The organism is Paenibacillus sp. yr247, from assembly GCF_900103825.1.
Classification (GTDB): domain Bacteria; phylum Bacillota; class Bacilli; order Paenibacillales; family NBRC-103111; genus Paenibacillus_E.
In genome coordinates this window covers 836,337-854,279 of sequence record NZ_FNIF01000001.1, presented here as the reverse complement: position 1 = coordinate 854,279, position 17,943 = coordinate 836,337, and the positions used below count along the sequence as shown (strand labels likewise).

Annotated in this window: 17 protein-coding genes and 1 pseudogene; 3 read left to right on the top strand and 15 right to left on the bottom strand. The window is 45.3% G+C overall.

Annotated features, from left to right (window positions below):
* Positions 1-44: 44 nt before the first annotated feature.
* The 3 genes from BLT91_RS31245 to BLT91_RS04015 all read right to left on the bottom strand — a co-directional run bounded on the left by BLT91_RS31245 (position 45) and on the right by BLT91_RS04015 (position 2,093).
* Positions 45-221: a VOC family protein gene (locus BLT91_RS31245; protein WP_217635173.1), complete on the bottom strand. Its 177-nt coding sequence runs from the start codon at positions 219-221 to the stop codon at positions 45-47.
* Complete coding sequence (locus BLT91_RS04020) at positions 199-453, bottom strand: RNA polymerase sigma factor (protein ID WP_090816830.1); 255 nt, start codon at positions 451-453, stop codon at positions 199-201. The genes BLT91_RS31245 and BLT91_RS04020 overlap by 23 nt, the downstream gene beginning before the upstream one ends.
* A gap of 134 nt (positions 454-587) precedes the next feature.
* Positions 588-2,093 (bottom strand): DUF4153 domain-containing protein, encoded by a 1,506-nt coding sequence (locus BLT91_RS04015; protein ID WP_090816827.1) that lies wholly within the window; start codon positions 2,091-2,093, stop codon positions 588-590.
* 143 nt (positions 2,094-2,236) lie between these two features.
* Between BLT91_RS04015 and BLT91_RS04010 the strand changes: the two genes are divergently transcribed.
* Complete coding sequence (locus BLT91_RS04010) at positions 2,237-4,030, top strand: ABC transporter substrate-binding protein (protein ID WP_090816824.1); 1,794 nt, start codon at positions 2,237-2,239, stop codon at positions 4,028-4,030.
* Between the two features lie 19 nt (positions 4,031-4,049).
* Here the strand turns inward: BLT91_RS04010 and BLT91_RS04005 are convergent, their stop codons facing one another.
* The 9 genes from BLT91_RS04005 to BLT91_RS03970 form a co-directional block, all read right to left on the bottom strand.
* The gene (locus tag BLT91_RS04005; RefSeq protein ID WP_090816821.1) at positions 4,050-5,996 is read right to left on the bottom strand and encodes an ATP-dependent DNA helicase; all 1,947 of its coding nucleotides are present in this window, start codon (positions 5,994-5,996) and stop codon (positions 4,050-4,052) included.
* 164 nt (positions 5,997-6,160) lie between these two features.
* On the bottom strand, positions 6,161-7,039 hold the full coding sequence (locus BLT91_RS04000; RefSeq protein WP_090816816.1) for a radical SAM/SPASM domain-containing protein: 879 nt from the start codon (positions 7,037-7,039) through the stop codon (positions 6,161-6,163).
* Positions 7,040-7,122: 83 nt separating this feature from the next.
* Positions 7,123-7,917: a lipid II flippase Amj family protein gene (locus tag BLT91_RS03995; protein ID WP_090816812.1), complete on the bottom strand. Its 795-nt coding sequence runs from the start codon at positions 7,915-7,917 to the stop codon at positions 7,123-7,125.
* Between the two features lie 148 nt (positions 7,918-8,065).
* Positions 8,066-8,593 (bottom strand): DinB family protein, encoded by a 528-nt coding sequence (locus BLT91_RS03990; RefSeq protein WP_090816809.1) that lies wholly within the window; start codon positions 8,591-8,593, stop codon positions 8,066-8,068.
* Between the two features lie 262 nt (positions 8,594-8,855).
* Positions 8,856-8,948, bottom strand: a complete 93-nt coding sequence (locus BLT91_RS32575; protein ID WP_254776771.1) for a competence inhibitor ComI — start codon at positions 8,946-8,948, stop codon at positions 8,856-8,858.
* Between the two features lie 138 nt (positions 8,949-9,086).
* Positions 9,087-9,752 carry an HAD family hydrolase gene (locus tag BLT91_RS03985; protein ID WP_090817287.1) on the bottom strand — a complete coding sequence of 222 codons (666 nt, stop codon included), beginning with the start codon at positions 9,750-9,752 and terminating at the stop codon, positions 9,087-9,089.
* A 368-nt stretch (positions 9,753-10,120) separates the two neighbouring features.
* Positions 10,121-10,300: a GNAT family N-acetyltransferase gene (locus tag BLT91_RS32570; protein WP_254776770.1), complete on the bottom strand. Its 180-nt coding sequence runs from the start codon at positions 10,298-10,300 to the stop codon at positions 10,121-10,123.
* 281 nt (positions 10,301-10,581) lie between these two features.
* Positions 10,582-12,456 carry an ABC transporter ATP-binding protein gene (locus tag BLT91_RS03975; RefSeq protein ID WP_090816806.1) on the bottom strand — a complete coding sequence of 625 codons (1,875 nt, stop codon included), beginning with the start codon at positions 12,454-12,456 and terminating at the stop codon, positions 10,582-10,584.
* Positions 12,453-14,216, bottom strand: coding sequence for an ABC transporter ATP-binding protein (locus BLT91_RS03970; protein WP_090816803.1), 1,764 nt, complete (start codon positions 14,214-14,216; stop codon positions 12,453-12,455). Before BLT91_RS03970 ends, BLT91_RS03975 begins: the two co-directional genes overlap by 4 nt.
* Before the next feature lie 295 nt (positions 14,217-14,511).
* On the opposite strand from BLT91_RS03970, the pseudogene BLT91_RS33790 reads away from it, so the two are divergent.
* A pseudogene (locus BLT91_RS33790) lies at positions 14,512-14,694 on the top strand (PucR family transcriptional regulator ligand-binding domain-containing protein); the annotation flags it as partial.
* A 2-nt stretch (positions 14,695-14,696) separates the two neighbouring features.
* On the top strand, positions 14,697-14,987 hold the full coding sequence (locus BLT91_RS03960; protein WP_090816797.1) for a helix-turn-helix domain-containing protein: 291 nt from the start codon (positions 14,697-14,699) through the stop codon (positions 14,985-14,987).
* On the opposite strand, the gene BLT91_RS03955 is transcribed toward BLT91_RS03960, so the two are convergent.
* Genes BLT91_RS03955 through preA form a run of 3 tightly spaced genes read right to left on the bottom strand, consistent with a single transcriptional unit; the run spans position 14,984 to position 17,932 of the window.
* Positions 14,984-15,199 (bottom strand): hypothetical protein, encoded by a 216-nt coding sequence (locus BLT91_RS03955; RefSeq protein ID WP_090816795.1) that lies wholly within the window; start codon positions 15,197-15,199, stop codon positions 14,984-14,986. The two genes, BLT91_RS03960 and BLT91_RS03955, sit on opposite strands and share 4 nt — an antisense overlap.
* Positions 15,192-16,634, bottom strand: a complete 1,443-nt coding sequence (gene hydA, locus BLT91_RS03950; RefSeq protein ID WP_090816792.1) for a dihydropyrimidinase — start codon at positions 16,632-16,634, stop codon at positions 15,192-15,194. Before hydA ends, BLT91_RS03955 begins: the two co-directional genes overlap by 8 nt.
* Positions 16,635-16,636: 2 nt before the next feature.
* Positions 16,637-17,932 carry an NAD-dependent dihydropyrimidine dehydrogenase subunit PreA gene (preA, locus tag BLT91_RS03945; protein WP_090816790.1) on the bottom strand — a complete coding sequence of 432 codons (1,296 nt, stop codon included), beginning with the start codon at positions 17,930-17,932 and terminating at the stop codon, positions 16,637-16,639.
* Positions 17,933-17,943: the final 11 nt, after the last annotated feature.

Here is a 17,943-nt window from a genome sequence, read left to right as displayed (position 1 = left end):
TATTTCATGTGAAATGGAATAACCTTATTCAATCCTCACTCTAATCATTGTTTTGCTTTCTCCTCTACGACCATCATACCGTTACCATCGGGATCATTGAAGATAAAGAAACGGGCACCCTGTCGGGTTTCGATCCCTTTGGCTGAGATACCGCCTTTGGAACACACATGCTCCAGTGCAGCTTCTAGGTCTGGCGACTCAATAATCACAATTGGATTCACACGAATTTCCAACTGCGGCAAATTTCCGGTCATCCTGCAAATCATGTATCTTTTCCTTCATCTTGATGAAAGCTTCCTGTACCACATCCTCTGCCAAGTAGGCATCGCGGACGATGGATTGCGCCCAAGAGATGGCTGCCAAGCGATAACGGGTAGTCACTATATCAAACGCAGCTTGGTCTCCCTGCTTGACTTGCCTTATAATATCGGGTATATCGCAATTACTCTCCACTGGTAACCTCCTGCAGAGTGATCAGTATATTTGTCTATTATGGTCATTGATCAACCTAAAATATCCTTATTTTACTAAATCGTTCACCGTCTATATTCGACAGTTGGATTTAATTCCCTTTACGAAATAGGCCGTCATGGCCTTCTACCTTGATATTTGGATAGATTCCAAGAAGGCCATGTATTGCCCTTAGAGTCTGCTTTAATGCGATCTATTGTAATTTGAACCGACACCAGTTCAGGATGCTTGATTTGCAGTTTCTTCAGTGCTGGGACAACGTCCGTTGATAGTCCACCTAGATAATCTAGGTCAATAATACCCGTTTTTTCATAGCGTTCCATGTTATTGATTGCGATACGCTGGTCGATATTCATGTAGTTCATCACCAGATAAGCGAGGATTCCCGTGGTGATATAAGCTTTAGACAAAGACATTTTTTCTACCCATATTCGGAAAAAAGCAATCACAAACAGAATCCCAAGGAAAATCATGAATCCGTGAACAAGCAATCTCGTCTGTGTGAATCCATACGCCTCTTCATACAAGGAAAGCCTTCCATAAGCTGAAATGAGCATCACAATCGTGCAAGCAACTAACATCGTTAGCAGCACTTTGCGAATGGTTTCTCCAAGTTCACCGCTGCGGCGAATCCAATGCAGGCCTGGGAACAGCAGCGTGACATTGATTAAAGCGACCGCAACAAGCTCAGCAAAGCCTCTTCGCGCATATTCCGCATAAGCCACACCATTTGGCAATAAGCCGTCAGCAGCACCAAACAAATAGGAGAACTGGATGATAGCGAACAAAACATAGACGAAATTGACACACACAAGCAATGTTCCGGCAGTTATTGGATCTAGAAGGATCTTTTTGCTTACCTTTTCGAGCTCATTTTTGGAGCCCTCAAAAGGATTAGTGACTTCGATGACTTTTGGAAAAAGCAAACCCCACAAATAGCAGAATGTATATAAGGTTATACATACCGCCATACCGGTACGTACGATCCCTTCAGCTATCGACTTTCCACTGAACCAATCAGGGATTTCCGTCACCCATGACAGAAAAATGCGATCCGCTGATGCTAACAATCCAATAATGACGAACAGAATGGGCGCTGCCAACAAAAGGCCTGCAGCTACTTTCCCCATCCTTCCCCATGCTGAATCTCCTTCGCTTACTCTCCTTGGCAGCCAAGCTTTGATCATTCCAAAGGGTACCGGCAAATAAGCAATCGGCCTGCCAAAGACATGCCTCGCCATATCCTGCAGGAACGTTGCATGATACCAGGGATGCTTACTATTTCGAGATAATACAATGGTCTGCATTACTATGCATAGCGGTAAGACCAGCACATTGAGAATATGGAAAAAGCTGTTGGCGAATAATGCATACGTCATTGCAAGTAAAGCGACTGGAACCATAAGCAGCCAACCGGCTGTACTTTGTCCTTCCCACGGCTCAAAGCCACCTAATCTTCCCTTTATCGCGTAAAAGTACAGGCTATAGAAGCCAGCCACACTAAGCAATACGGAAATGCCAGCGGTACGGCCAACAAACAAATATTGAACCATAAGACCGAATAAACAAGCGAACACAAGCATCTTTCCATATTTTTTTTGCCATGGAGCGGGATCTCTCATTGAACTTTCTCTCCTTTGTTAAACCAATTGTCAAGCAGCTTCAAGTATTTGATATTCCCTGCCTTTTATTGTAACCTGTAAAACAAGAACAAAAAGTGTAAGTTTAAATTTCATAATTTCATATTTTATGACGGAGGCTTCCGATGAAGATTCGCAAGCATTATTTGACACTTCGACGCTCCTTTCCTGAAGTACATGAAGAGCAGCCTCTTGAGACTACCCTCGAAGAGCTCGCTGCACATTTGGACTGTACACACCGCAATATGGTGCTGCTTCTTAAGCGTATGCAGCAGGAACATTGGCTCACATGGCTGCCCAAAAAAGGTCGCAGCAACCGCTCGACCCTGATCTTTACTGCACGTAAAGAAGATATCCTTCTGGAAGAAGCGAAGGAATTAGTAGCGAAACAGGATTTACGATCTGCATTGGAGCTGCTGCATGCATCCGAGCATGCAGCTTCCCTGCGGGAACAATTTCAGGATTGGCTGTCAGGACAATTCGGATTTCGATCTGAGGTACAAGGCCAACGGCGAACGGATATTTTACGCTTTCCCCTTATGCAAACGATCCACGCCTTAGACCCTGTTGCCATTCACTACGCGGGGGAATCCCATCTAGTGAATCAACTCTTTGATGGACTCGTTCGAATGGATGCTAAGGGCGAGCAGATCCTGCCTCATCTCGCACACGCATGGGATGTAGATGCTTCGCGCACGATCTGGACGTTCTATCTCCGTAAAGGCGTGCAGTTTCATCATGGTCGAGAGATGCTCGCCAGTGATGTGAAATATTCACTCGAACGGCTCCAAAGCCTAGCGCCGCGCGGTCTGTATAGCTGGGCTTATGCCGGAATCATCAGCATCACAATACCGGATGAAACAACAATCTGCCTTCAACTCGCAGAACACAATGAATTGTTTTTGGGATTCTTAACGACGAATCGCGCTTCTATCGTCCCAGCCGATGTGTGTGAGGCATCCGGAGGAATGCTTAGCAAATCGCCAATCGGCACGGGACCTTTTCGTTTAACAGGACATGACCAAGGGATATGGATCTTGGAGGCATTCCCTGCTTATTTTCAGGGAAGAGGTTTTTTGGATCGGGTCGAAGTGTGGACATTGCCGGAGAATGAACAGACCGATTTATCGGATAAAAGACAGCCCTTTCAAGTCATGCATAATGTGCGAATTTCCGACATGGATGCGCAGCGTTGGCAGCAAGTGCGTCAATCCGGCATGACGACGAAATTTATGACAGTGAATGAATTGAAAGACGGTCCTTTAAGGAATCCTCTTCTGCGCAAGGCACTTAACTTGGCTTTGGATCGAGCCTACTTGCTGGAACAGCTCTCTGGCGATGTAATTGAAGCGGCAAGCAGTTTCTTCCCACAAACGCAACCGGATACCGGTAGCCTTCATCAGTCAAAAGCAACGGGACCAAAAGAGTTGATGCAGTTGATAGATGCGTCCGGCTATCTTGGTGACATTTTGAAGCTTGCGACAATCCCGCAATATGAGCAGGATGCACTCCTCTTGCAGAAGGTGTACGCTAAGTCCGGAATCACAATAGAAATCATGCTCATTCCTGCTGAAGAATTCAAAGGTGAGCTGCGAATGACGGCGGACCTTCTGCTGTTCGCTGTGATGTTAGACGAGCATCGCGAGCTGCGGCTCTATGATATGTACAAGAGCATTCAGCAGCATGCTGCGCCGGAGGTACAAACCCTGCTCAATGACAGCTTACGGCACCTGCGTTCCGAGTCCGACTTGAAACGCAGAATGGCGCTGCTTGAGCAGTTAGAATCTCAGCTCAAGCAGCGCCATAGCTTGCTATTTCTATATCGTAAACATCTCAAAACCGCGTACCATCCATCGATTCGCGGCATATCCCTCGACTCCCTCGGATGGGTGCGGTTTCGCGACATTTGGTTCACCTAGATCCAACCATTGAAGCAAACTATTCGTTCTTCAATGTTACACCTGCAGGTAATATACGAACAATGTGATCGCGAAGCACTTCGTTATCGTGCAGTTCATCATTGAAGATGGCAATAATTCCACTGTCTTCACGCGTTCGGATCAAGCGACCAATCCCTTGTCTAAGTCTTAAAAGCATGTAAGGAATATCCACCTCTTCGTACGGCGAGTTTGAGGCTTGACGCTTCGCATTGAATACTGGATCTTGTGGAGGAAACGGGAGTGACCAGACAATCACATTGGACAACGATGGACCTGGTATATCAAGTCCCTCCCATAGGCTAACTGCTGCCAACACGCTGTGTTCATCGCCTTGGAAAGAAGCAATCAAATGACTGATTTCTTGATCCCCTTCAAATAAGAATTGCAGTTCAGCACAATCTGAACGGACTTGGATTTCTCGCTTAAACCGCTGCAGCTCCTCGTGGGTAGGGAACAGAATCAGAGCACGCCCTTCCGTTCTTTTTAGCAATTGAACGGCGGAATCCATCTTCTCTTGAAATGTGCCGCCTGACGACCATTTTGGTGCTATCACTTCCATCCGTTCCGCATAATCAAAAGGAGAGTCTACAGAGAAGGATAAATATTTATCAAGCCCCAGACTATCAGCCACGTAATGAAATGAACCCTCTACAGAAAGAGTAGCCGATGAGAAAACGATAGGCATTTTAGAAGAAAACACTTGCTCTTTCAGCACTTCTTTCACAGTTCTTGGCATAATCACCAGGCTAAGACCTGTAATACTTTCTGTCGCCCAACAGATGAAAGCTTGGTCATTACGGAACAAGGCCAGTGCCTTCTGCATCATTTCCAAATGCTCTTCCACAATTTTGAGCTGATAATCGTTTAAAGTGAACATCTCACCCTCAAAAACAAGCTCCTCTTCAATCTCCGATAAAATATCACTTAGACGATGGATCTCTCGCAGCAGTCGGTCATTTATGACAATCTGCTTACGATCCGATCCAACAATCGGTTGACAGCAGCTTTCAAGCACTTCGAACATGAGCTCACTTTGCTCAATGGCCCGATCAATACAGACGGCTAACGTCTCACGTACTTCCCCTTTTAACAAACGAATCACTAATTCCTCGAACACCATATGCTTCAGCTTGTAGGTTAATGCTTTCTGAGCAGCAGACTCCATCAGATGTCCTTCATCGAAAACAACCGTACAGTGATCTGGCAGCAAAGGAAGCTGGCCTTCACGCTTTCTTCCCTCATATGTCCACACATGCTCCATGTAGAAGTCATGAGAACAGATAATCAGATCCGCCGAACGTCTATACGATTCACGAGATAGCGTTTGACCGCAGCGATGCCGCTTATCACAGACGAAGCAATCCTGATAGGCATCCCAACTAACCTTGTGCCACTGCTCATCACTCAGATGCGGGTAGTTTTTACGATCCCCATAAGCATGAAAGGATTGCATCGCTTCACGTGTATGAACGAAGCCGGGAAGGCCTTCATACAGCTCGCGAAATAAGCCAATATCCTCGTGTCCGAATCGCGCCTCATCCAGCTTGACAAGACATACGTACTGGTCGGGTGATTTGGCAAGTCGCGCATCTATAACGAGATCCAAATGACGCGTTATTTTATCGATATCTCCACCAGGCTTAACCAGTTGTTCAATCAAAGATTCATCCGCACATGCGATGATAGCGGGTTTCTTCGTTAAACGCGAATAACAAATCGCATACAATAAATAAACAAGCGTCTTCCCTGTCCCTACTCCGGCTTCTGCGAAAATAGTCTGTTTCTCAGCATAAGCTCGCTCTAATTGGAACGCCATGTAAATCTGTTCGTCTCGCACTTCAAAACCGGCCTCAGGCAAAATTTCATAGAATATATCTGCAATCCAGTCTGAGACCTGCTGCATGTATGGCTGTGTATGATCATATGCAAATGGATACCGTCCCACGTTATGTGCCCCCAACAAATAGAATCGAATCAAACTTAAATTATCTCACGAACGATATGTAAAAGCAAAGAAGCACAAGAAGCTGCTAGGTTAATGTTTAACAAGTAAGAAAAAAAGCCCCTTTCACAGCGACACGTCAGCTGCAGAAAGGAGCTCTTCGTATTTTACATGCTGAATCGTTCGCGATACCCGCACTTGCGGCATAATTCTTCAACAACTTCACGTCTGGAAAAACCCTCAAACAAGCGGTTAGCCCTTTCACCCTCTACAATTTCAGAGAAAGGCGTTTGGTTGATGTTGCCCAAATTAATGACCCCTTCTCCATCGAGACAACATGGGATCACAGTGCCATCAACAAGAATTCCAGCTTGATTACGCAGCGCGTGACAGAAGCCCGGTCCTTCAATTTCTTGGGCCTTGAGATCCGGCCATTGGAACTCATGATCCTGATTCAGATATACGCGATCTGCTAATTTAACACCGGTACCACGCACGAATTTCTCATCGATTTTGTAATCGAGATTGAACTCTTTCTCTAGCAATTCCAGCACTTCACGATTTCGATTCCGTTCTTGATTCGTCTGATTATCCGTATCAAGGTTCCATAAGCGGAATGAGATAATGATATTGGATTTTGCTACGATTTCCTTGGCAAATCGCAGAATACTCGTCACATAGCCTTCCTTATCCTCAGATCCTTCGTGGCCATCAAAGCTGTGAAGAGAGAAATTCATTTGCCGAAGTGCCGGTTTATCCAGCAGTTTATGTCTATTTTTGTTAATGAGCGTACCGTTCGTTGTGATATTGACCTTGAAGCCTTTTTCATAGCTCAAATCCAGCAGCTCGTCAATCTTCGGATGCAGCAAAGGTTCACCTTTGACATGTAAATAAATATGATCCGTATGCGGCTTGATCTGATCTAATATATTTGTGAATGTCTCTATTTTAATAAAATTGGCTTGGCGTTTCGTCTGAGGGCAGAAGGTGCAGGCCAGGTTGCACACGCTTGTAATTTCAATATAAAATTTCTTAAACTTCTTCATTCCATGGCTCCGTTTCTAGCAGCGCTGCTATGATATTAGCTATTATAACAAGCTAGCACTATGAAAGAAAGGAAATAAAGCAATTAGAAAATCCATTTAACCATCCATCCAATAAAATGAGCAGACGGGAGAAGGAACACTTGTGCAAGCAGGGTCCCTAGAAATCGGGAAGTCATAAGCAGTGTATAAATTTTACCAAGCTGTTTACGTTGCGATTCATCATGCAGCGCTTTATCTGTGATGAGACCTAACTGAGGATCTATGAATATCGTGAGCAAAATAGTGGCGATGCCGTTAATGAGTCCGGATGCTTGCGAAGCTGTCGTAGCAAATTCAGGCAATAAATGCGCTGCATATAAGGAGGAAAGCACCCCAACGGAATAGAACGCCGTCACTACGATATTAATCAATAAGAAGCGTTTAGGAATGCCCAAATAGCGGAATTGGCTCAGCTTTAAATTGGGCTTCTTTATATAATTTTTCGTGTTCTTCAACTGCCCCACCGTTACACTCGAAATGAGTTTCGGGATGGATCCTGCCACTTCAAGTCGCGCAATTACCCTAACACTGAGGTTGATAAATGACGGAAATAAAGCAATCGCAATCAGTGTACCAATCGACGAGGCAAATAAACTAATTCGCAAGTAACGCTCCAGATTGAAGGTCGGTTCTATTTTAGCAAAATCAACGAAGTGGGCAGTCATTGGCGCCTGAATTAAATTTGCTGTGCGGGATACGAGGACGACAATCCCGACTAAGGAAAGTGCCACGGCGAGCTTTTTCACCTGCACACCAGCATAACGAATCGAGTACGACAGCGTTTCCGCGGTATGAATAATCATCGTCAAAATGAAGACCAGAATGAGCGTGTTCGTCATCGTACGAACTCACCTTCTGATAGAGCCAGGGGGAGCGTCCTTGTGACACCAATTTGGAAGCCCACCGAAGCGGTCAGACTGACTATTTCCTTCGAACTCATCTACTCTCCTCCTATTGAAATTTATTATTATGAGAAAGCCGTCTTGCTTACAGCGGGAGTCGTTTACGCATCCAACGAATCTGTCCACGATGATTAATTTCATCCTCGAACACGTGATACCACATGAAATAATGATTAGCTTGTTGATCTCGCCAGAAAGGATATTCTTCATACAACCAGTCATCCGTTTTCGTCTTAAAAACCTCATACGTTTTGCTGCGCACCTCGTGCAAAATATTGAGGTAGTACGCAAGGTTGTGACTCTTGATTTGCGCCCTTCCTTCGTCACCCAAATGAAGAGCAGCTCCCCAAATCCGTAACTCATCTTCGTTCAAATCGCGGTGCTCAAAAGTTTCCAACTGATAAGCAACCTCTACCGCTGCAAAGTGCAGCAGCAGTGCACCAATTGAGTTACTTGTCTCATCGATCCTATAGTCCAACTGTTCCGTCGTCAGCCCTTCCACACAGCGAAGCGTCGTATATCTAGCGTAATTCATCATCGACATCAGCCTGCTGATTTGCTGCGTGTATCCTGGTATATCCGTAATCAAAAGAAGATTTTGAGTATCGTTCATCCGTTTGTTCGCTCCTTTGGTCATTGTTAGTAGATATCTTATTTAGTTCGTTCTTTGGTGGATTTTCCCTGCTTTGCCTTATTTCAATCCCCTAATAAGTTTTTTCGTTTGTAGCCAATAGTTGATTGTGTTATCATAGGATTAATAAAGACCAAGTGCAGCGAACACTTGGTCACTACAATTGGCTTGGATGGCTTATTCCCTTCTAAGTCTTATAGGTAATAAAAACCCACCTTCGGCGGTCAACCTTTGGGTGGGTTTTTTACTTTCTCTTGTTGTTGTTAATGTATGTTAAAAGAGCAAGGATAAACATTCCGAATAGGAACATAATCGTGATTGCATCTTTTACTTCCATGGCTACACCTCCTCCTTACGAAGGGAAAACCATGCCCACCCAAGATTCAATTGTATCTATATTTTACCTTTTATTTACTATGCGTACAAGTGTTCTTATATTTTTAGGAATAAATACCTATAGCGTTGTCTACTTGGTTTATTCCTTTAAAATATGCTCGAAATAGCTCCTGATCTCCATTAAATCTTCAATTGTATGATCTCTTTCAAATGTTTCTTTGTAATAAACATCTGCTTTCCATACGCCTTTCATTCCCACATTCCGACTAGCAATAACATCATTCTCAGGATGATCACCAACATACACAGCTTCTTCAGGTTGCAAGCCCAAATTACTTAGAGCTCTAATAAAAATCTCTGGATCAGGTTTTCTTAAACCTTCAATTTCAGAAACTAAGAGGGTATCAAAATAATGGATAATTCCCAACGCTTCTATATTTCTTATTTGAAATTCACTGAATCCGTTTGTTATCATTCCAAGCTTCAACCCCTTATTCTTCAAATACCCAAGAAGCTCATGAAGATTAGGAAAACCAATACAATGAGAGTTGAAATTATTGATATAATCCTCTAATAATTCTTCCCATGAAAGTGATAAGTCATATTCTCGTTTGATTTGCTGATATACTTTGTCCTTCCATACGTAACCACGTTGATCTAATTCAATAAATCTGTTGACGTAGATTGATTTATCGATGCGATGAAGGTCAGAAATTCGATTATATTGGTGTTCTATGAAGTCTTTCAAGGATGAATTTCGATCAAGTAGCGTTCCATCCAGATCAAAAATAAAAGCTTTAATTATAATGACCAATCCCCCTCACTTACCTGAATTATCACGGGCAGGCCAAGGGCACCAGCCCGAAGTGTGAATATGTTGTTAAGTGATGTTAATTCCTTCTTTGATTCAGCTAAAAAAAGATCTTGGATATAGAAGTTCTCCATTCATATTCCTCAATTGCCCTTCCAATACTTCACAAACCATAAAAACATCATCTGATACTTTGAATTGGTTTAACTCATACCCATATGTTCTTGCCGGCTTAAATCCAAACCTCGGATAATATGTAGGATGACCGATAAGTAAAATAATCCCGTATCCTAATTCCTTAGTTCTTCTGATTCCTTCAAATATTAATTCCGAACCTACACCTTCTTTTTGAAAGTCGGGTATCACAGCTGGCCAATGATTTGATTATCTAATTCAGCCACAATAGATAATTCAGGTATGAATTCCTCTGAAGATCTAATTCGTTCAACTAACTTTGATTCACTATCTCTCTTTCCAAATGCCTCGTAATTTAGCTTATATACTTCTTTATGGTCATTCTGTGATTCTGTTCTAATTATCATTTGTTTAGCTCCTCTCTAAAAGTGCTCTCAAACTTTAAAAATAATTAAAAAGCCTTGTAATAAAGAACCTCCAAAACCACGCTGACAGTGGAAATGGAGGCTCTTTTTTAACGGTAGCTTCGATGCTCGGGAACTAATTAGGAGGAATTGCTCCCGCTAATTTTACACATATGAAGTGGACGTAGCTACTTAACTGGAATTCCTCCAGCTAATTAAGCGGTAGCCCCCGCTTTTAAGGATTTTTTCCATTTAATTAAATCAGACGAAATGATCCTACCTGCTCATTGCGAATGCCGCTCATCGCCATACCACAGTTCCCTGAACGTTGCACTCCGCAGGAGCAGCTCCTCTGAAGTGCCTTCGGCTTCTATGCGTCCGTCCCTCATCACAATGATGTGGTCCGCCCGCGTTAGCGCCGTTTTGCGGTGCGACACGACCAGGCAGGTCGCGTCGCTTCGACGCTGGAACATCCGCTCCCACAGCTTCTGTTCCGTCTCCACGTCGAGCGCGCTCGACAGGTCGTCGAAGACGTAAAGCTCGGCGTCGCGCACGAGCATGCGCGCTGCCGCCGTCCGCTGCGCCTGGCCGCCGGAGAGCTTCACCCCACGCGGTCCGATGACGGTGTCCAGCCCGCCAGGCAGCTGCGCGACGTCGAATTCCATCACCGCCGCGTTAAGCGCCTGCTGCAAGCCATCGCCTTGCTCCGCCTGCCCGAGCAAAATATTGTTGCGCAGCGTATCGCTGTATAACCGCGGCACTTGCGCGGTGTATGCGCTCCGCGGCGGTGTAAAGAAGGTGCCCGGGTCTTCGACGGGCACCCCATTCCACGCAATCGTTCCCTTTCCCTTGGGCAAAAGCCCAAGGAGCGAGCGAACAAGCGTGGTTTTACCCGAGCCGATCGTCCCCGTAATGACGGTGAACGATCCTCTTTTCAAGCTAAAGTGAATGTCCGAAATCCCTCTGCCAGTATCGGAATAAGCATAGGTGAGCCCATTCACATCAAGCCGCTTCAGCGCAGCCACACTTACGGTTTCTCGCTCGAATCTGCCCTCATTCTTTGCACTGCTCACGCTTTCATGCTTTAATCCTTCCTTGTGCTTTGGCCCAATCACGTTTTCACGCTCTAACCCCTCCTCTTTCTTTGCCCCCGGTAACGAACCACCCGGCTTCAAATGCAGCGAATTAACCATCGTAAGAACCTTAGCCGATGCCCCCTGCAAGAGAAACGTCAATCTCTCCAGAGACACGCTCATCTGTTTAAAATACGTAATGAATTTACCCACATTCGTAATAAACTGCGTCACAAAGGTTAAATAGTAAACGAAAAGAGCAAAATCTCCGACTGTAAATGTCCCTGCTCTCATTTTGGTTCCAGCAAGCAATAGAATGAGTCCTGTTCCAAGGTTAACGGAGTTGGAAAACACCGAATCCAGCAGTTCAGTCATCAGGCGATCCTTCAGCATTGCTTTCCTGCGGTCATCACCGAAACTGCGGAATCGATTGATCACACGTTTCTCGGCGCCTGCGACTTGAATAGCCTGCACATTGCCGAACATCTCGCTGATCTCCCCGGTTACCTTAGAGGTTGATTCTCGGCTAGCTGCGCGATACTTCTGTAAGCGGACCGTAGCTAGCTGAGCAGTCGTAATCACGAGCACAATCGGCATAAAAACAAGTAGCGTCATTTGAGCATCAATACGAATCAGAATATAACCCGACACAAGAGCAAAACAAGTCATCCCGAATACATCGACCGACCAGCTCGCAGCCTCTTCCGATTGATCGACATCGTCTCGGAAATGACTGATCGCTTCACCGGGTGAAACAGGAATGGCCTGCGCTCCAGGCTGCTTCAGTACATGCTCAAGCAAGTTTCGTCTTAGCAGCATCCCCATGCGAAAGCGGAAATTAACATCCGTAATAAAACCAATCACGATAAGTATGATTCGTCCTAAGGCAGCAGCTATCAACAGAGCAATCAGTCCCCAAACCCCGTAGCCTAGCTTCGAACTGCCTGTCAGGGAATCGAAAAATTCTTTCGTCACTAATCCCGGTACAATTGGCGCCAAATAAATAACCGTCCAAGCAATTGCGTTAATGATATACCGGAAAGGTCGGTACATAATGAGCCGCCATAAATATTGATACGTATTCATGCCAATACCTCCTCAAGGCCTGTGGCAAGTAATTGGCTGAAGCGAGAATTCGGATCCGCGGCAAGAAGTTCTCTTTTACCCGATTCCATCACACGGCCATTATCCAAAATTAAAATGTGATCAGCTCGTTGTACAGTTGCTAGTCGATGCGCAATCATAATGCAAGAACGTTCGGTCAACAGCTTAGAAACAGCTTTCTCAATACGCTGCTCGGTTAGCGGATCAAGTCTTGAGGAAGCTTCATCCATGATCACAAGTCCGGGATTCGTTAGGAAAACTCGAGCGAAGGCTAACAGTTGGGCTTCTCCTGCAGACAAGCTCCCTCCTCCAGAGGCTAGACGCGTATCCAACCCTTCAGGCATCGCTTCATACCATGCACCAAGTCCAAGCTCCCTGAGCACATCAATAATTTTCTTGTCCGTGATCGAATCATCATAGAAGGTCAAATTATCACGAATTGTCCCCTGCATGATTTCAATATTTTGCGTCACCAAGGCTACTCGCTTTCGTAGATCGGCTAGCTTACAGTTTCGTATATCGGTTCCACCAAGTGCTATCGTTCCACTTTGAGGATCGTAGAAGCGCAGAAGCAATCGAGCCATCGTTGATTTTCCGCTCCCCGTACGGCCAAGTAGGCCTAGGACTTCACCTGGCTTCATAGCTAGATGTATACCCTTTAAAGTTGGTTGATCTTCATCATAGCTGAACGTTACATCCCGGAATTCAACACCGAGCGGCCCCTCCGATAATGGCGCACCAGTTCCATCCTTGATCTCAGATTGTGTCGCGAACAGTTCACGAATGCGAGAGATACTGGCGTCTGCCTTTTGCAAATCTTCCATTTGCGTACGGATTTTCTCAATCGGTTTAGCTAACAATTCGGTATAAAAGAAAATCAAATACACGGTGCCTAGCGAGATATGCTGGGTATGCCACAGATAAGCACTTATTCCAAAAGCCATCGCATTCCCCAACGCAAAAACGAATATCGACATGTTCCACATCGCGCAGAAGCCGAGAAAGGCTTTAACCCGAAGCGGTAACATCTTTCTAAGCATGGTGTAGAAGCGATTCATGACGAACCCTACTGCACCATTCGCGCGGATATCTTCCGTTCCTTCCAAATGCTCACCAATAAAACCGTAAAACTCAGCGTTCGCCTGTCTCCATCCAGCCCATACAGGAACAGCAAATTTCCGAATCCACTGAATCATATAGACGGCAAAAATGACGAAAAAAGCCATTCCGGCGCCAATCAACCAATTTTCCCGAAATAATAAAACAATAATGCCAGCCATCAGCAATAGATTGCCAAATAAATGAATGATCATGCTAGAAAAGAAATTGGCCAAAGCATTCACGTCCCCATCAACACGCTCGATGAGTGAACCCGATGTATGTGATTTATGAAAAGTCATATCCAGTGACAAGCAATGCGCCGCAAGATCGACACGTAATTTATTCGTTGTTTTCCAGCCTACATTTTCACTAAAATAAGTGGCAATAACAGACACCAATTGCTGCACAAGTGAAAAGCTTATAAACAGAATCGCGGCTGTAATCAGCGGCTTCATGGTGCCTTGCGATTGCGCAGTATCAATAAAGTAGCGAATAATTTGCGGGTTAATAAGTTGTAAACCAATGGATGCAAATAAGAGCATCGTTAGTATTACGAGTGTACCCTTCTGAGGAAACAAATACTTGCTAAGCAGCTCAGCATATTGCCCCATCGCATTATTCTTTTTTTGTTTTCGCTTCATTATGCAGGGTCCTCCAGTAATTATTAATGACATTAACTTTTAATGTGGCTAATTGATTTTTCCACTTAAACCACACCTATTTACCTCCTCATCCAACCGTACAGTCAATCATACTAAATTGCCACTCAGCCGACAATGAACGATTTAATTATAATTAATAAATAGTAAAAAAGCCGCAATCTCTCGCGGCCCCTATCACTATATCCGTTGGTGATCGTCCTTGGTACAGACACTTTTACAATTACAAGTGAGAGATTTTTTGCAGCTTCCCTAATTTCAGAAAGCCGAAGCCAAAGCGAGTGAAGAAGCTTTGAACCGCACAGTTCGTTGGGTTCATATTATGGAAGTGCCCCAATTCGACCATTTACTCAATGGCAATGAGCTTATTTTAAACACGGGCATTGGTTGGCATGATGACGAGGAACTCAGCTTGCGAAGCCATTTTATCAAGAGCTGCATGTTAATAAAGTCATCATAAAAATGAAACAAACCGGCTCACTGGAGTCATTTTTTGATGAAAACATTGGAAGCTTGCTGAGCTATGATCGTGAGAAAAGCGGTCAGCTTTTAAAGACGTTGAAAATATATTTAGCGCAAAGCGGATCCAAACAGGAAACAGCCAAAGAGCTATTTATCGTCAGACAAACCCTCTATCATCGTCTGGACAAAATATCCGTGCTGCTTGGCGACGATTACATGCATCCACACAAAAGGATTGCCATCGAGCTTGCTCTTCACGGCTACGAATACATGCATGGGGTTATAAGTTAAACCTGCCCTTGACCTTGAGCAATGAGCAAAGCGACATAATACTTCCTTGCATTTGCCGTTATGAGATGCAGATTGGCCGTTTCACCGCCGGGGTGTTCGAGATCGAGCCAAGCACCGTTCAGATCTTCCTTCACACCGACGATTTTGAATTTCTGAGCCACAAAGTCGTCCAGCTTTTGCTTCTCAAGCTTAAATTGTTCATATTCAGACATGTGTGGCCCCCCCGTTAATAACGGCTTGCTTCATCAGCTTTACCTCAAGTGATGCTGAATTATAAGTCTTCCGCTTTACAAATTGTCCGGCACCCGGCGTGCCCACGAATTGTTTATCCTGGATCACATATTCACCTCGAGACAGTACAGTAACAGGCTCCCCAGTGATCTCAAGCCCTTCAAATGGGTTGTAATCCACATTCATATGGTGGGTTTCTGAGGAGAGCACACGTGTCACATTCGGATCAAAAATCACAATATCCGCATCGCATCCTACAGCGATCGTCCCCTTTTTTGGAAACAAACCAAACAGCTTAGCAACTCGCGTAGACACAATATCTACGAACTGATTCAAGGTAATCCTTCCTTTCACTACGCCTTCCGAATATAGAATTGAGAACCGATCCTCAATACAAGGCCCACCATTCGGAATTTTGCTAAAATCACCTAATCCCAAGTCCTTTTGTCCTTTGAAGTTAAAGGAGCAGTGATCGGAGCCAAGCGTCTGAAGCTGGCCATTTTTCAAAGCAGTCCACAACACCTCTTGGTGAAATTGCGGTCGAAGCGGAGGTGACCACACATATTTCGCCCCTTCGAAATTCGGTTTCTCCAAATAGGACTCATCCAACATCAAATACTGAGGGCACGTTTCCCCCCAAATATCAACTCCCTGATTCCGCGCGTCGGTAATCTGCTTAACTGCTTCTTCACAGGTCACATGAACCACATAGAGCTGAGATCCTGCCAACGCGGTAAGCTTGGCCGCACGCCCCGTCGCTTCGCCTTCAATCAAAGATGGGCGCGTTAGTGCATGGTAGATCGGCTCCGTATTCCCAGCTTCGAGCGCTTCTTTGATCAAGTACTCAATCACATCGCCGTTCTCCGCGTGAACCATAACAAGAGCTCCATGACGCTTCGCCTCTAGTAAAGTACGGTACAATGTTCCATCGTCGGCCTGAAACACATTTTTGTAAGCCATAAACACCTTGAGTGAGGTGATCCCCTCATCGTGAATCATTCTTGGCAGCTCTGCCAACACCTCATCGTTGATTTCTGCAATCATTAAGTGAAAACCGTAATCGATGGCGGCTTTGCCAGCAGCTTTTTTGTGCCAAGTTTGAACGGACTGACTAAGAGGAATCCCTTTGTTCGTCAAACAAAAATCAATAACCGTCGTCGTCCCTCCGAAAGCAGCCGCCCTCGTACCTGTCTCGAAATCGTCAGCTGTGACTGTGCCGCCAAATGGCATATCAAGATGGGTGTGAGGATCAATTCCACCTGGGAATACATAGTGACCCTCAGCGTCTATCATTTCTGCCCCCTCCTTGGCGAGATTCAGCCCAATTTGCGTAATGATCCCGTTTTCTATGAGGACGTCCGCTTGATACTGGTCTACAGCCGTCACGACCGTACCGTTTTTAATGAGTTTGGCCATTGTTATACTGCCTCCTTCTTCGTGGAATCTTTACCCTCTGACAGTTTGGCGACAGCCTCCTGCCTCTCGTTCCAAGTCATTGGAGCTTCTGTTCCATTAACCTCAATCATCGAGATCGCGCCTTCCACGGGACAAACAATCGCGCATAGGTTACACCCCACGCAATCTTCTTCACGTACTTGTAAATAGGACTGACCACTTTCTCCGGTTAACATATCAATACATTGATGCGCAGTATCTTCGCAAGCAATATGGCATTTGTTACAGTTGATACAGGTCTCTGTGTCAATTCGTGCCACGACCGCATAATTCAAATCCAGGTTTCCCCAATCGGAGTAGCGAGGAACGGTTTTACCGACCAAATCTGCGACGCTCGCGAGCCCTTTTTCATCCAAATAGTTATTCAAGCCATCGATCATGTCCTCCACAATGCGGAAACCATGATGCATCGCTGCGGTGCACACTTGAACGCCTGTTGCGCCCATCAGCATAAACTCCACCGCGTCACGCCAGTTGGAAATGCCGCCAATGCCGGAAATCGGGACGCCAACCTCTGGATTCCGCGCACAATCCGCAACCATATGAAGCGCAATCGGCTTCACAGCTGGTCCGCAATATCCGCCGTGAGAACCCTTGCCCCCAACATGAGGGATCGATTTCCAAGAGTCGATATCTACACCAGCTAACGAGTTGATCGTATTGATCAATGAAATCGCATCCGCTCCGCCTCGAACCGCAGCCTTAGCGGTGCTTGTAATATCAGTAATGTTTGGCGTCAACTTTACAATGACCGGTGTCGTTGCCGCTTCCTTCACCCACATCGTCTGTTCCTCCACGAGATCCGGCTGCTGCCCTGAAGCAGCGCCCATCCCGCGCTCAGCCATCCCGTGCGGACAGCCAAAGTTCAGCTCCAGACCGTCTACTCCGACAGCTTCGACCTTTTTCACTATTTCGTGCCACTTTTCCCGTTTCGGCTCAACCATAAGGGAAACAACAATCGCGTGATTCGGAAATCGCTTCTTCGTCTCATTTATCTCTTTGAGATTGACTTCGAGCGGTCGGTCCGTAATGAGCTCAATATTATTAAAGCCCGCAACGCGTTGTCCGTTGAAATGAATAGCTGCAAAGCGAGATGACGTATTAATAATTGGATCGCCAAGTGTTTTCCAAACAGCCCCGCCCCACCCGGCTTCAAACGCGCGTTGAACTTGGTAGCCTGTGTTTGTCGGTGGAGCCGATGCCAACCAGAAAGGGTTAGGTGATGCAATTCCTGCTAGATTTATGCGTAAATCAGCCATGCCGAATCCCT

What these genes read in the sequence shown, in the direction of transcription:
- BLT91_RS04015 (WP_090816827.1), bottom strand. Translation starts at nt 2,093, where the DNA reads ATGAGAGATCCCGCTCCATGGCAAAAAAAATATGGAAAGATGCTTGTG.
- BLT91_RS04010 (WP_090816824.1), top strand. Translation starts at nt 2,237, where the DNA reads ATGAAGATTCGCAAGCATTATTTGACACTTCGACGCTCCTTTCCTGAA.
- BLT91_RS04000 (WP_090816816.1), bottom strand. Translation starts at nt 7,039, where the DNA reads ATGAAGAAGTTTAAGAAATTTTATATTGAAATTACAAGCGTGTGCAAC.
- BLT91_RS03995 (WP_090816812.1), bottom strand. Translation starts at nt 7,917, where the DNA reads ATGACGAACACGCTCATTCTGGTCTTCATTTTGACGATGATTATTCAT.
- BLT91_RS03990 (WP_090816809.1), bottom strand. Translation starts at nt 8,593, where the DNA reads ATGAACGATACTCAAAATCTTCTTTTGATTACGGATATACCAGGATAC.
- BLT91_RS32575 (WP_254776771.1), bottom strand. Translation starts at nt 8,948, where the DNA reads ATGGAAGTAAAAGATGCAATCACGATTATGTTCCTATTCGGAATGTTT.
- BLT91_RS32570 (WP_254776770.1), bottom strand. Translation starts at nt 10,300, where the DNA reads ATGATAATTAGAACAGAATCACAGAATGACCATAAAGAAGTATATAAG.
- BLT91_RS03975 (WP_090816806.1), bottom strand. Translation starts at nt 12,456, where the DNA reads ATGAATACGTATCAATATTTATGGCGGCTCATTATGTACCGACCTTTC.
- BLT91_RS03970 (WP_090816803.1), bottom strand. Translation starts at nt 14,216, where the DNA reads ATGAAGCGAAAACAAAAAAAGAATAATGCGATGGGGCAATATGCTGAG.
- BLT91_RS03960 (WP_090816797.1), top strand. Translation starts at nt 14,697, where the DNA reads ATGAAACAAACCGGCTCACTGGAGTCATTTTTTGATGAAAACATTGGA.
- BLT91_RS03955 (WP_090816795.1), bottom strand. Translation starts at nt 15,199, where the DNA reads ATGTCTGAATATGAACAATTTAAGCTTGAGAAGCAAAAGCTGGACGAC.
- hydA (WP_090816792.1), bottom strand. Translation starts at nt 16,634, where the DNA reads ATGGCCAAACTCATTAAAAACGGTACGGTCGTGACGGCTGTAGACCAG.
- preA (WP_090816790.1), bottom strand. Translation starts at nt 17,932, where the DNA reads ATGGCTGATTTACGCATAAATCTAGCAGGAATTGCATCACCTAACCCT.